General features: G+C 71.4%; 9 protein-coding genes, 1 rRNA gene and 1 pseudogene. 2 read left to right on the top strand and 9 right to left on the bottom strand.

What is annotated here, in order from left to right; translation table 11 throughout:
* Window positions 1-142: 142 nt before the first annotated feature.
* Complete coding sequence (locus tag P3T37_RS24295) at window positions 143-292, bottom strand: hypothetical protein (protein ID WP_280725945.1); 150 nt, start codon at window positions 290-292, stop codon at window positions 143-145.
* Between the two features lie 38 nt (window positions 293-330).
* A pseudogene (locus P3T37_RS24290) lies at window positions 331-495 on the bottom strand (zinc ribbon domain-containing protein); the annotation flags it as partial.
* 86 nt (window positions 496-581) lie between these two features.
* Between P3T37_RS24290 and P3T37_RS24285 the strand changes: the two are divergent.
* Together P3T37_RS24285 and P3T37_RS24280 are read left to right on the top strand one after the other, a co-directional pair.
* Window positions 582-1523, top strand: a complete 942-nt coding sequence (locus P3T37_RS24285; protein WP_280725944.1) for a LysR family transcriptional regulator — start codon at window positions 582-584, stop codon at window positions 1521-1523.
* A gap of 157 nt (window positions 1524-1680) precedes the next feature.
* On the top strand, window positions 1681-3984 hold the full coding sequence (locus P3T37_RS24280; RefSeq protein WP_280725943.1) for a collagenase: 2304 nt from the start codon (window positions 1681-1683) through the stop codon (window positions 3982-3984).
* Window positions 3985-4071: 87 nt separating this feature from the next.
* On the opposite strand, the gene P3T37_RS24275 is transcribed toward P3T37_RS24280, so the two are convergent.
* The 7 genes from P3T37_RS24275 to rrf all read right to left on the bottom strand — a co-directional run.
* Window positions 4072-5313: a VWA-like domain-containing protein gene (locus tag P3T37_RS24275; protein WP_280725942.1), complete on the bottom strand. Its 1242-nt coding sequence runs from the start codon at window positions 5311-5313 to the stop codon at window positions 4072-4074.
* Complete coding sequence (locus tag P3T37_RS24270; RefSeq protein ID WP_280725941.1) at window positions 5310-6554, bottom strand: AAA family ATPase; 1245 nt, start codon at window positions 6552-6554, stop codon at window positions 5310-5312. The genes P3T37_RS24275 and P3T37_RS24270 overlap by 4 nt, the downstream gene beginning before the upstream one ends.
* 44 nt (window positions 6555-6598) lie before the next feature.
* Window positions 6599-7960 (bottom strand): hypothetical protein, encoded by a 1362-nt coding sequence (locus tag P3T37_RS24265; RefSeq protein WP_280725940.1) that lies wholly within the window; start codon window positions 7958-7960, stop codon window positions 6599-6601.
* A 129-nt stretch (window positions 7961-8089) separates the two neighbouring features.
* Entirely contained in the window at window positions 8090-8620 is a 531-nt protein-coding gene (locus P3T37_RS24260; protein WP_280725939.1) for a hypothetical protein, read from the bottom strand.
* Window positions 8621-8739: 119 nt separating this feature from the next.
* On the bottom strand, window positions 8740-11337 hold the full coding sequence (locus P3T37_RS24255) for a collagenase (RefSeq protein ID WP_280725938.1): 2598 nt from the start codon (window positions 11335-11337) through the stop codon (window positions 8740-8742).
* Between the two features lie 106 nt (window positions 11338-11443).
* A complete protein-coding gene (locus P3T37_RS24250; RefSeq protein ID WP_280725937.1) occupies window positions 11444-12385 on the bottom strand; it encodes a LysR family transcriptional regulator in 942 nt (313 codons plus the stop codon).
* 260 nt (window positions 12386-12645) lie between these two features.
* Window positions 12646-12738 (bottom strand): 5S ribosomal RNA (gene rrf / locus P3T37_RS24245); the annotation flags it as partial.

Here is a 12738-nt window from a genome sequence, read left to right as displayed (position 1 = left end):
GCTCCCCGCGCGGACCTGCCTGCTCGCACCGCAGCACGCCGGGCCGCACGAGCCCCATGAGCTGCGGCAACCCCGGCAGGGTGGCGAACCGGACGCCCCTGCCGCGCTCCCGAACATGGCCAGCGTCACACCCCGGTCGGGGTCACTCGTAGGCGGGAGAGTCCCAGCCGTCCCCTACGGCCGGCCCCTCCAGCCAGCCGGGGTCGGCCAGCCGGATCGCCATCAGCACGGACGGGGTGCGCGCGGGATCGCGCCAGAAGGCGTTCCACGCCTGGCGCCGGGAGGAATGCACGAGTGACTCCTCCCCCGGATAAGTCCGGGGGCTTCTCGCTAGGCCGGGTTGGCGTTGCGACGGACCAGCCCGGCCCGTAGAACGTCGGTGGCTCCGACCGTGTCGGCGTGGGCCGTGTGACCGCAGGCGACGCAGTGGAACCTCGCATGGGTGGGCCGGTTCTCCTTCGCGGTGTGCCGACATTCGCGGGAGGTGTTGCGGGGTCCGGTGGTCGGTGCTCCGCACCTGCGGGCCAAAGATCACGTTCCCGCCCGGCCTGAAAGCCGGGATTCCCTGCGAAGATCAAAGGATGGAGCTGGAGCTACGACACCTGCGGGTGCTGTGTGCGATCGCCGATGCGGGGAGTGTGGGCCGGGCCGCCTCGGTTCTGGGGTACTCGCAGCCGGCCATGAGCACCCAACTCAGGCGCATCGAGAGCCACTTCGGGGAGTTGCTGTTCGAACGCAGGGTGTCCGGCGTGGTGCCGACCGAATACGGCTTCGAGGTCCTGGCGCAGGCCCGCGACGTCCTGTCGCGGGCGGACGCGATCGGGCACCGCCCGCGGGGCAGCGCCCCGGGAACGCGTCGGACCCTGCGCGTCGCGGCCACCAACTCGCCGATCCTGGCCGGCATGGTGGTCCGGGCGAGGAACCGGATCCCCGATCTCGCGGTCACGGTGCGCAGCGTCTACTCGTCCTCGGAGATCGTCGAACTCCTGCAGAAGGGCGAGGTCGACGTGGCGATCGCCGCGGACTACCCCGGCCTCGCACTCCAGCACTCGGCCGAGGTGACGCATCGCGGGATCGCGACCGCGCCGTGCTTCATCGCCCTGCCCGCGCGCCACCGCCTCAGGGCCCGCCTGGAGGTCTCGCTGGCCGAGCTGGCCGACGACGCCTGGTTCCTCACCCCCGACGACGGCGCCGGCTGGCCGGGGGTGTTCCACCAGGCCTGCGCGGCGGCCGGCTTCACTCCGGCGGCCGTCCACGAGTTCCTGGGCGACCAGCTCCAGTTGCAGAACATGATCGCCGACGGCCTCGGGGTCTCCGTCGTGCAGGCGACCATGCGGCCGATCCCCGACGTCCTGGTCAAACCGCTGACCGGCACGCCGCTGTGGTGCCGCTATGTGCTGGCCTGGCGGTGCGACGGCTTCGCCGGTGAGGTCTCGGACACGCTCTTCAGCTGCGCCACCGCGGCCTACCACGACCTCATCGCGCAGGCGTCGCACTTCCAGGCGTGGGCGTCCGGGGCCTGAGTCCTCCAGTTCACCGAATTCACCGAAAGAGCTGTGTTATGGCATGTCCCGCAAGGTGCTATGTCACACCGTATTGAACGCGCCGGTGGGAGGTGGCAGCGTCCCTCTCACGCCTCAGACATCCCCCACAGAGGCGTCTATCCATGAAGGAGCACAGATGCGCTACCGCTCCCCCCTGCCCGGACTCGTGGCGGGCGGTCTGGCCACCGTCGTCGCGCTGGCCGGTCTGGCGACACCCGCGGTCGCGGCCCCTGCACCGCGCGGCGCCGCGAAGACGCCGACCGCGGCCACGGCCGCGAAGCCGGCGCCCGCTCGTGCGCTCTCGCCGGCCGGCCGGACCGTCACCAGGTCCGACCAGGCTGCCGAGCAGCACGGCAAACTTCCCGCATCCGCGATTCCTCCGCTGGCCCCCGCGACGCCTGCGCCCGCCTCGCACCCCGGAGTTCAGCTCAAGAGCAACGCCAAATCGGCGGCGGCGGCGTCCTGCAGCCCGGCCGACTTCGGCAGCAGGTCCGGATCCGCGCTGGTGTCGTTCGTCCAGTCGTCGACCACCGACTGCGTCAACACCCTCTTCACCGTCACCGGCACCGACGCGGCCAACGTGTTCGCCGAGCCGCAGATGGTCGCGATAGCCAATGCGCTCGGCAGCGCCGCCGTCAGCTATCCCGGCGACGACTCGACCGGTGTCTGGCAGCTGCTCCTGTTCCTGCGCGCCGGCTACTACATCCAGTACAACAACCCGTCCGTCGGCAGCTACGACGCGACCCTGGCCACCGCCACCGAGGGCGGCCTGGACGCCTTCTTCGCCAACGCGCACTCCCGCGACGTCACCGCCGCGAACGGCGACGTCCTGGGCGACGCCGTCGTCCTCACCGACAGCGCCAACGAGCAGGCCCGCTACCTGAACGTCGACCAGCAGCTGCTCAACGCCTACGACAACTCGTACAACGGCATCGAGAGCATGGTCACGGCCGTCAACGACGTCTACACCCCGCTCTTCCGCGGCCACCAGAACGCGGACTTCGTGGCCGCCGTGACGGCGGACCCGAGCATCATCACCACGCTCGACACCTTCGCCCACAACCACCTCGACCTGCTGGGCACCGCCAACTCCTTCCTGGACTCCAATGCGGGGATCGAGACCAGCCGCTTCATCCAGCACCCCGCACTCCAGGCCACCGTGAAGCCGCTGATGCAGGGCCTGCTGAAGGTCTCGTCCATGACCGGCCCGACGGCCCCGCTCTGGGTCGGCGTCGCCGGTATGGCCGACAGCTTCGACCAGGCGAACTGCTCGGACTACGGCACCTGCAACCTGGTCGCCCAGCTCACCGCGGCGGCGCTGCCGATCACCCACGTCTGCGACCCGGCGCACACCATCCTGGCGCAGTCGCTGAGCGCCGCCGACCTCGACGCGGCCTGCAACAGCGTCATCCACCAGGACGCGTTCTTCAACAACCTGGTCAAGGACAACAACACCCCGATCCCGGGCGAGTACGAGTCGACGATCAAGCTGGTCGTGTTCGCCAGCCCCACCGACTACGAGACCTACGCCGGTGTCCTCTACAACATCGACACCAACAACGGCGGCATGACGCTGACCGGGGACCCGACCGACCCCAACAACCAGCCGATGTCGATCATGTACGTCAAGAGCCCCGACGACGGCTTCGTCGGCGGTATCTGGAACCTCAACCACGAGTACACCCACGCCCTGGACGGCCGCTACGACACCAAGGGCGACTTCGCCTCCGAGGTCACCGTCCCCGACGTGTGGTGGATCGAGGGCCTGGCCGAGTACGTCTCCTACACCTACCGCGGCGTGACCGACACCGAGGCGATGGCCGACGCCGCCAACCACACCTACGCGCTGAGCACGCTGTGGCAGAGCACCTACGACAACAGCGACGTGACGCGCACCTACCCGTGGGGCTACCTCGCGGTGCGGTACATGTTCGAGAAGCACCCCCAGGACGTTTACAACATGCTCGCCAAGTTCCGCGCCGGTGACTACGCGGGCGGCTACGCCGTCTACAACGACGGCATCGGCACCCGCTACGACGCCGACTTCAACAGCTGGCTCGACGCCTGCGCGGCCGGCGCCTGCTCGACCCCGACCCCTCCCCCCACCCTGCCGCAGTGCACCGGCGCCGACCCGCGGGAGATGGGCCAGAACTGCTCCCTGCTCGACCAGTCGGCCGCAGCCGGCAGCTCGGACTTCCTCTACATCTACCTGCCGGCCGGCACCACCACGCTGAACGTCACCACCACCGGCGGCACCGGCAACCCGTACCTCTACTACAGCCCGACCACCTGGGCCACCGCCGACAACCAGACGGCGGAGTCCACCGGTTCCGGCAGCGACCAGAGCCTCACGGTCACCAACGACACCGCGGGCTACCGCTACATCAGCCTCTACGGCAACACCGCCTTCAGCGGAGTCACCGTCTCCTCGCAGTACTGACGACCTGCCCTGACAGGCTGACGGCCTCCTTCGCCCCTCGCGGCGCAGGAGGCCGTCAGCCGTGCCGGGAGACGGCCCGGACAGGCCCTAACCGATCTCCACCACGCGGGCCCAGTCCGGCGGCGCGTCCGGCACGTAGTCGGGATCGTCCTCGTCCCACGACGGGCCGGCCCACTGCCGGGGGAAGAGGCCCACCACCGTGCGGCACGACGGCCGGGTGGCCGGCCAGGGCGTCTGCCCGTCGGTCAGCACCACGATGACGTCCGGCCGGAGTTGTCCGCGCAGCGCCTTCGCGAAGCCCGTGCGCAGATCCGTACCCCCGCCGCCGACCAGCGGTATCCCCTCCGCGCGGCAGAGCGGGTGCACGACCCGGGCCGCCGCGTCGCAGGGCAGCACCGTGATCAGGTCGCGACGGCCGCCCACCGCACGGGAGATCGCGGCGACCTCCAGGAGCGCGCTGCCCAGTTCGGCGTCACTGACCGATCCCGAGGTGTCGACGATCACGCAGACGCGAGGCGGCCTGCGCCGCAGGCTCGGCAGCACCACGCCGGGCAGCGCGGTCGAGCGCCGCGACGGCCGACCGTAGGTGTAGTCCTCACCCGCACCGGCGCCGGACGCGGCCGAGCGGACCGCCGCTCCCAGCAACTCACGCCACGGCTGCGGCGGGTGGAACGCCTCCTCGGCCCAGCGCTGCCAGCCCTTCGAGGTGCTCCCCGGACGGCCGGTGATGCCCTGCGCCACCCGGAACCGGACCGCGTCCCGCTCCTGCGCGCTGAGCCCGTGCGCGCCGTCCGGTCCCAGGTCCCACTCGCGTTCCAGGCCGTCGGCGCCACTGCCGCAGTCCAGCCAGGACAGGCTCTGGGTGTGCGGCCCGAGCCGGAACTGCCGCAGGTAGTCCTCCATGAGCTCGCCTTCGGGCAGCCCCAACGCCTTTGGCAGGACGACGCCTTCGGGCTGCACCAACCCGTCGCCGAACACGTCGTCGTTGATCTCGCAGTCTGCGGCGATGTTCATCCGCAGCCGCTCCCCCGGTCCGGTCAGCCCGCGCTCCCGGGCGACCCGGTCCCCGCGCCCGTGGTGGTCGCGCAGCAGGTGCGACACCTCGTGCACCCACACGCCGGCCAGCTCCTCCACCGGCGTGCGATCCACGAACGCGGGCGAGACGTAGCACCGCCAGTGCCGGTCGACGGCCATCGTCGGCACCCGCCGCGACTGAACGGTGTGCAGGGCGAAGAGCGCCGTCGCCAGGTAGGGCCGGACCCGCGCGGCGTGCAGTCGGGCGGCGAAGAGCTTGTCGCGGTCCAACAACGCCGCTGGGCCCGGGGTCATCGGCCGGCCTTCGCGGCGAGCGCGGCGTGGGCCGCCGTCGCCGCGGCGTCCGCCCGCCGGGACAGGGACACCGCTCCGGCCAGCCGCTCGATCGAGGCGGGGACGTCCCACTCCTGGCGGCGCAGCGCGGCCAGCGTGGTGGCGGGGACGACCACCAGGTCCGGGGCCCCGGTCTCCATCGCCCGGACCAGCAGCGTCCACGCCGCGTCCCACCGGGACTTCTCCGGCTGCCTGCGGACCGCGTCCACCACGCCGTCGAGCACGGCCTGGCGCAGATCCCCGCGCTCCGGAAGGTCGGCACCCGCCGGGTCGGCGAGCAGCGCCTCGGGGTCCGGGAGGTCCATCCGGTCCAGGCCGGCCAGCAGCTCCAGCCCCGGACCGTCCCCCACGGTGCCCCGGACCAGCAGCGAGAGCACGTCCCGGGAGGACCCGGCCGCGGTCGCGAAGGCGATCAGGTGCAGCGTCATCTCCCAGCTCCGCGGCGACGGCCAGGGCCCGCCGCGGCGGGCCTCGGTGCTGGGCAGCCGGTGCACGAGCGCGGGACGGGCGGCGAGCAGCCCGCACACCGCACGGCGGGCGAAGTCGACGGCCTGCGGCAACCGCTGCGGGTCCAGCCGGGGCAGTGTCGCCCGGGGCCAGGTGCCGCCGAGCCCGCGCACCACGACCTCGTGCTCGTGGGTCCACTGGAGGTGGACGAACCGGTTGGCCAGCGGCGGGCTCAGCTCCCACCCGTCGGCCGCCGAGCCCCGCGGATTGGCGGCGGCCACGATCCGCACCCCGGGCGGCAGTTGGAGGGCCCCGATCCGCCGCTCCAGCACCAGGCGGAGCAGCGCGGCCTGCACGGCCGGTGGCGCGGTGGACAGTTCGTCCAGGAAGAGCAGCCCCCGGCCGGCCCGGACCAGCCGTACGGCCCAGTCCGGCGGGGCCATCGGGACACCGTGTTCCGCGGGATCGTCACCGATGACCGGCAACCCCGAGAAATCGGACGGCTCGTGCACACTCGCGATCACCGTGGTCAGTGGCAGGTCCAGAGCCGCGGCGAGCTGGGTCAGCGCGGCGGTTTTGCCGATCCCCGGCTCTCCCCAGAGCAGCACGGGCAGGTCGGCGGCCACGGCCAGCGTCAGTGCCTCCAGTTGCGTGTCGGGGCGCGGTTCGCTGGCGGTGTCGCGCAGCAGGGCCAACAGGTCGGCGGCGACGTCGAGTTGGGAGGTGGTGTGAGCGGACGGGGTGCATGTGGGCATGGTCGGTCACCTCAGGGGTTCGTGGTGGAAGGGAGTCTCCGGGGTCAGCGGAGGGTCGCGTGGCGCGGGTGGGAGCGCCGGTCGCGCAGACGGCGGCGATCGGGTCGGATCCGGCCGGGTCCGGATCCGACCAGGCCTGCCCTGAACAGTCCGTAGCTGATCCGCCGCTGCGCGGCCGCCTCCAGTTCGTCCAGCAGTTCGCCGCTGCGCAGCACGGCGCCGGGGCCCAGCAGGCCCTCGACGACGGCCAACGCACCGGCGGTGTCGCCGTGGTCGAGGCGTTCGCGGACTCCGGCGAGGCACTCCGGACGACGGTGCGCCTCGTCGATGGCCTGCAGGCAGGGCAGCGGGGTGCCGCTCAGGGCGGCCAGCAGCTCCTCGCGGCGGAGCTCGGCCGGATCGTGGTCCAGTGCGGCGAGGATCCCGTCGACCAGGCCGATCCGGTGCCGGGCGCCCCGGCACTCCACCAGCCGCGGTTGCCCCGGCCGGTCGGCCGTCCGGGACGAGCCGGTCGGCGGATGATCCGGTACCAGGGCCGCGGCGACCAGCGGGTGCAGCCGGTCGACGTCGATCGACGCCGTGCGGATCAGCTCCAGATCGGGCAGCACCCAGGTCGCCGCGTCGGGCAGCACCGGCAGCGCGTCGACGCCGACGACGGTGGACGCCGCCTCGATCCGCACCGCGGGCGGCCCGAGGCCGTCCGGGTCCGCGACCAGGTCCAGGACCAACCGCCGTCGGGCCCCGAGGCCCACCGCGACGCGCCCGGTCGGCAGCCCTTCGGCGCGGAGCAGAATCCCCGCCTCGGCCGCCCACCGGTCGAACGCCACTGCCGACCGGCCGTCAGCGGGCGGCCGATCGGCCCCGGAGCGGATCCGCAGCTCATCGGCCCTGCTCGCGTCCCAGAGGTGGCGGTGCAGGTCCAGGCGGAACCGCCGGTCGGGACGGGGGTGGGGATGACGGGCGGCGCCGACCTCCCGGGAGGATCCGTCCCACACGGTCAGGCTGATCCGCTGACCGGCGTCCGCCCAGGCCGGCGGAGTCCGGGCCACCAAGTGCAGCGGGCCTGCGCCGGAACGACCCGCACGGTCGTAGCGGGCCAGCGTGACGGTCAGCCCAGGACGCAGCAGCCCGTCAGGAGCGATCCTGGGCAGATGCCAACGCAACAGGTCGGGCGCCAACCGGCGGAGGTCGGCCCGGATCCGGGCTGCCGACTCCTGGCCGTAAAGGCGCGCCAGGGTACGCAGGTTGAGATTGACGTCGACGCCTGCGGCGGCGCACGCCCCCGCCCAGTCCCCGGCCTGACGGCGGGCGGTCGCGGTCTCGATCATGGAGGGCGGCACGGCGAACTCTCGCACGCGCCGCCAGAGGGAGAGTCGGGAATCCCCATACGCGATCTGAGTGAGCATCAGCACTCACCTTGCGCGGATGGGACCCCCGTTCTGTGAGCGGAGTCAGTGATCATCGCGGCGAGCATAGCGCTCCCGGCCCCCACGTGCGAGGGAATTCCGGCCGGGCCCGGGAGGGAACGGCGGGCGTCAGCCGATCCAGTCCAGCCAGAAGAAGGTGAGCGCCGTCAGCGCCCCCGGGGCGCCGGCGCCGAAGGCGACGACCAGGGCCTGGCCCATCGCGACGTCGGTGGGGTCGACGCCGGGGGTCCAGCTCAGCCGGGCGTCGCTGCCGGGGATGTCGCGGAAGGGGGAGTACGAGCGCAGGGTGCCGCGGGCTTCGGCGATGGGTGTGCCGTCGCGCAGGAGTCGGGCCCGGCGCAGGCCGGTCGGCCGCAGCTCGTAGCCGCGATCGCCCACCCGGGCGGTACGGGTCCGGGCCGAGCGGCGGGGGTCCCAGCGGCGGGCTGCGCTCCGATCGGTGGACACGGTCTGCCGGTTGATGCTCAGGCCGCCGTCGTCGCGGCCGGGCCGGACCGTCACGTTCGGCATGCCCGGCCCCTGCACCAGCGCGATGACGGAGGGCCAGCCGTCATGGCTGATCCGTACCGGCCCGAACGGGCTGTCGGCCACGAAGTGGTGCGAGAGGCGGACTTGGCGGCGCTTGGTGAAGATGGACACGGGCGCACAGTTTGTCATATCGCCTCTGGCACGACTGCCGGGCAGCCGGGGGGCGGTTCGCCGCCCCCCGGCTGCCCGGAGTGAAGCTCGGTCAGGACTCAGAACTCAGAACTCAGGACTCAGTACTGGGTGCTGACCGTGACGCCGCTGAAGTCGGTGTTGGCGTAGAGGCTGATGTACCGGTAGCCGGCCGTGGTGTTGGTGACGGTGAGGCTCTGGGCCGTACCGGGGGCGGTGGACGAGGCCGTGAAGGAGCTCGGCGACGCCCAGCCGGTGGGGTTGTAGTACAGGGACTCGGTGCCGGTGCCGCCGGAGGTGGAGACCTTCAGCGTGCTGGTACCGGCCGGCAGGTAGATGTACATGTAGTCCAGGTTGCCGGCGGTCGCGGCCTGGTTGGGCCGGGAGCAGTTCTGGCCCATCGCGTCGGTGCGCGGGTCGGTGCAGGTGGGCAGGGTGGTCGCGGCGGCCACGGTGACCGAGGACGGCGTGCTGGCGGTCTTGCCGCTGCTGTCGGTCACGGTCAGGTCGACGGTGTAGGTGCCGGCGGCCGTGTAGGTGTGGGTCGGGTTCTGCTGGGTCGACGAGGTGCCGTCGCCGAAGGTCCAGCTCCACGAGGTGATCTTGGCGGAGCTCGCGGTCTCGACGGACTTGTCGGTCAGGCTGACCGTGGCGCCGTTCTGCGTCTGGTCGAACAGGGACGTCGGGCCGGCCGCGTAGCAGGCGCCGGCGGCGCAGGTGTTGAGCCAGCTGTCGAAGTCGGCGTCGTAGGCGGTGCCGAGGCTGTTGTAGACCGCGTAGGCGCCCTGGAAGTCACCGGCGCGGTACTTGGCGAGCATCGCGGTCACGTCCGCCGGGTGCTTCTCGAACATGTACCGCACCGCGAGGTAGCCCCACGGGTAGGTGCGGACCGAGTCCGAGTTGTCGTACGTGTTCTGGAAGATCGTGCTGAGCTTGTAGGTGTGCTTGGCCGCCTCGGACATCGCCTGGGTGTCGGTGGTGCCGCGGTAGGCGTAGGACTCGTACTCGGCGACCCCTTCGATCCACCAGATGTCCGGGACGGAGATCTGGGTGGAGAAGTTGCCCTTCATGTCGTAGATGCCGTCCATGTAGTGCGTGTACTCGTGGTTGAGGTTCCACACGTTGGCGGTGAAGCCGTCCTTCCACGACTTCTGGTACATCACCGACACGGCCTGGTTGTTCGGGTCCGTCGCGTCCATCAGGGTCTCACCACCGTTGTTGGTGGAGTTGCCGAAGATCGCCCAGGAGTAGGTGAGGTAGTCGGCCTGGTTGGCGAAGATCCCGAGGGTGATGGTCTTGTCGTACTGGCCGGGGACCGGGCCGTTGTCCTTGACCATGGTGTGGAAGAAGGTGTCCTCGCCGCGCAGGCTGGCGCAGACGGCGGCCAGGTCGGCCGGCGAGAGGGCCTCGGACTGGATGGTGCGGTTGTCGCAGACCAGGTCGTTCGGCAGGACGGCCGCGGTCAGTTTCGCCGCCAGGTTGCAGGTCTTGTAGTACGAACACTGGGCTGGGTCGTACGTGTTCGCCTGGTAGGCGGTGTGCACGTACAGCGCGCCGGTGGGACCGGTGATCGGGGCGGAGTTGAGGACCGCCAGCACCAGGGGCTTGGCCACGGCCTCGATGGCGGCGCTGTCCCCGGCTATTCGGGCCAGGTCGTTGCCCGCATTGCTGTCCAGGAAGGCGTTCGGACCGCTGAGCAGATCCTCGTGGTTGATCGCGAAGCTGCTGAGGGTGTTGACGATGCTCGGGTCGGCGCCGACCGCGGCGACGAAGTCCGGGTTGTAGTTGCCCCGCCACAGCGGCGCGGACAGGATCGCGTTGACCGCGCCCACCAGCTTCGGGAAGGCGTTGTACGCGTTGGAGTAGCCGCTCAGCACCTGCTTGTAGACGTTCAGGTACTTGCTCTGCAGGTTGGCGCTGTCGGTCAGGACCAGCACGTCGTAGAGCACGCTGCCGTTGGCGTCGGAGACGTCGGTCCAGTGCTTGCTCGCGAAGAAGGCGTCCAGGCCGGCCTCGGTGGCGGCGTAGAGCGAGGCGTCGTAGCTGCCGACGGCGCCCGCGTTGTAGGACTGGACGTAGTAACCGGCCCGCAGGAAGAGCACCAGCTGCCAGATGCCGGTCGAGTCGTCGCCGGTGTAGGTGGTCGCGAGGTTCTGGAAGGCCTGCGCGACGGACAGCATCTGCTGCTGCTTGAAGATGTTGCCCGCGTCGGTGCCGGTGACGTTGAACAGCGTGTTGATGCAGTCGATGGTCGAGCCCTCGACGAAGGAGGCCAGGGCGGATCCGCTGCGGCTACCGAAGTCGGCCGGAGTGCAGGTCTGCGTCGCGGCGGACGGCGCGGCGGAGGCCGCGCGGGCGGCCGACTTGGCCAGGGCCGGCAGCTGGGCGAACGGGCGGGGCGTGGTCTGAACGGCCGTTCCGGCCGGCTGGCCCATCACGGCCTGGCCGAGCAGCGCCGGCGGCAGCGGGGCGGCGACAGGGGCGAGATCCTGGGAGGCGGCGGCGACCACCGGGCCGAGTGGCTTCGGAAGGGCCGATGACGCTGCGGCCGATGACGCCGAGGCCGCGGAACCCGCGGCCGCCGACCTGACGGTGACCGGGCCCGACGCTGCGAGAGCGGGGGCCGGAAGCATGGTGGCGGCCGTCGCGGCGGTGGCGACGGCGGCCATGAGGGTGGGGAGGGGTATGCGCAGGCGCACGGCTAAGTCCTTCTCCTGTGGGGGGAACTCACTGAGCATCAGGCGGTGCGTGTGGGGGATTGGCGTGCATCCTGCCATTCAATGAAGCCCAGAACAATGTCACAGGTCATATGGCATCGCTGGTCGAGCCATAACACCGGCCGGCGAGCAGGTCCCGGTAGGCCGCGGTCGCGGCGCCGAACAGCGCCTCCACGATCTCGCCGCCCATCGCGGCGGTGCGCCAGAGCAACACATGACGGACCCCGATCGGCGTGCCGGTCAGCGGCCTGACGACCACTTCGCCCAGCGGCCGGGTGGTCCCCCGGACGATCGAGATCCCCAGCCCGGCGGCGATCATGTCCTGCAACTCCAGCCGGCCGTCACGGAACTCCTGCACCCTCGCCGCACTGAACCCGGCTGCGGCGCAGGCGCGGTGGAAGACCGCGGGCCAGCCCGCCCCGTCGTCGGGAGCGAGCAGCCAGGTCTCCTCGGCCAGCTCTGCCAGCGCGATCTCGGCGCGGTGGCCGAGCTGATGACCGGCCGGCAGCGCCACGAAGGCCGGCTCGGTGGCGATCCCGCGGTGCGCCACGGCCTGCGAGTGCCGCAGCTCCAGGCCCGGGTAGTCCACGGCGATGGCGGCGTCCGCCTTCTCCAGCTCCAGCAACTCCACGACGTCCGAGCAGCGGTGGACGGTGCTGACGGTGAACAGCAGGTCGGGCCGCTGCTGCCGGGCCCGACCGAGCAGCCCGGGCAGGATGCTCGTGGTGGTCGCCAGCAGCCGTACCTCCTGCTGACGGACGGGTGGCGGACCCTCGCCCGGCAGCCGGCCCAGTCCGTCGATCCGGGCCAGCACCTCGCGCGCGGCGGCCAGCACTTCGACACCGAAGCAGGTCGGCACGACCCCCGAGGCCGTGCGCTCGAACAGCGGCGCGCCCAGATTCCGTTCGATCCGGCGCAGTTGGGTACTGGTCGCCGGCTGCGAGGCCCCGAGCACCGCGGCGGCCCGACCCACGCTCCCGCTGTCGGCGATCGTACACAGCACCCTCAGGTGCCGAAGCTCCAAGTCCATGGGCCCCCCTCGCCCGGCGGCCCACCCGGCCGTCCGGTGGCGTCGGGCAGGTGCCGCCTCGCCCGCTTGTGCAATGCCACACGTAACATGGCAGGTCTGCGATCACCTTCGCTCTGTGCACATGCCACGTCAAGCCCCCATCCGGCCATCGCTATCCGGACAGCTATCCGGGCAGCTGGCCTCAGCTCTCCGAAAAGGCCCGGAAACACAGATAAGCCCCCACCCGGAACCCGGGTGGGGGCTTATCTTTATCAAAATTTGTTCGGCGGCGTCCTACTCTCCCACAGGGTCCCCCCTGCAGTACCATCGGCGCTGTGAGGCTTAGCTTCCGGGTTCGGAATGTAACCGGGCGT

The organism is Kitasatospora sp. MAA4, from assembly GCF_029893355.1.
In the GTDB taxonomy this organism is placed as follows: Bacteria; Actinomycetota; Actinomycetes; order Streptomycetales; family Streptomycetaceae; genus Kitasatospora.
Note: the sequence above shows the minus strand (reverse complement) of the source record. Positions and strands in the feature narration are given on the sequence as shown.

Bases quoted from the DNA above. Each gene is read 5' to 3' on its own strand.
- P3T37_RS24285 (WP_280725944.1), top strand. From the start codon at position 582: ATGGAGCTGGAGCTACGACACCTGCGGGTGCTGTGTGCGATCGCCGAT.
- P3T37_RS24280 (WP_280725943.1), top strand. From the start codon at position 1,681: ATGCGCTACCGCTCCCCCCTGCCCGGACTCGTGGCGGGCGGTCTGGCC.
- P3T37_RS24275 (WP_280725942.1), bottom strand. From the start codon at position 5,313: ATGACCCCGGGCCCAGCGGCGTTGTTGGACCGCGACAAGCTCTTCGCC.
- P3T37_RS24270 (WP_280725941.1), bottom strand. From the start codon at position 6,554: ATGCCCACATGCACCCCGTCCGCTCACACCACCTCCCAACTCGACGTC.
- P3T37_RS24265 (WP_280725940.1), bottom strand. From the start codon at position 7,960: ATGCTCACTCAGATCGCGTATGGGGATTCCCGACTCTCCCTCTGGCGG.
- P3T37_RS24250 (WP_280725937.1), bottom strand. From the start codon at position 12,385: ATGGACTTGGAGCTTCGGCACCTGAGGGTGCTGTGTACGATCGCCGAC.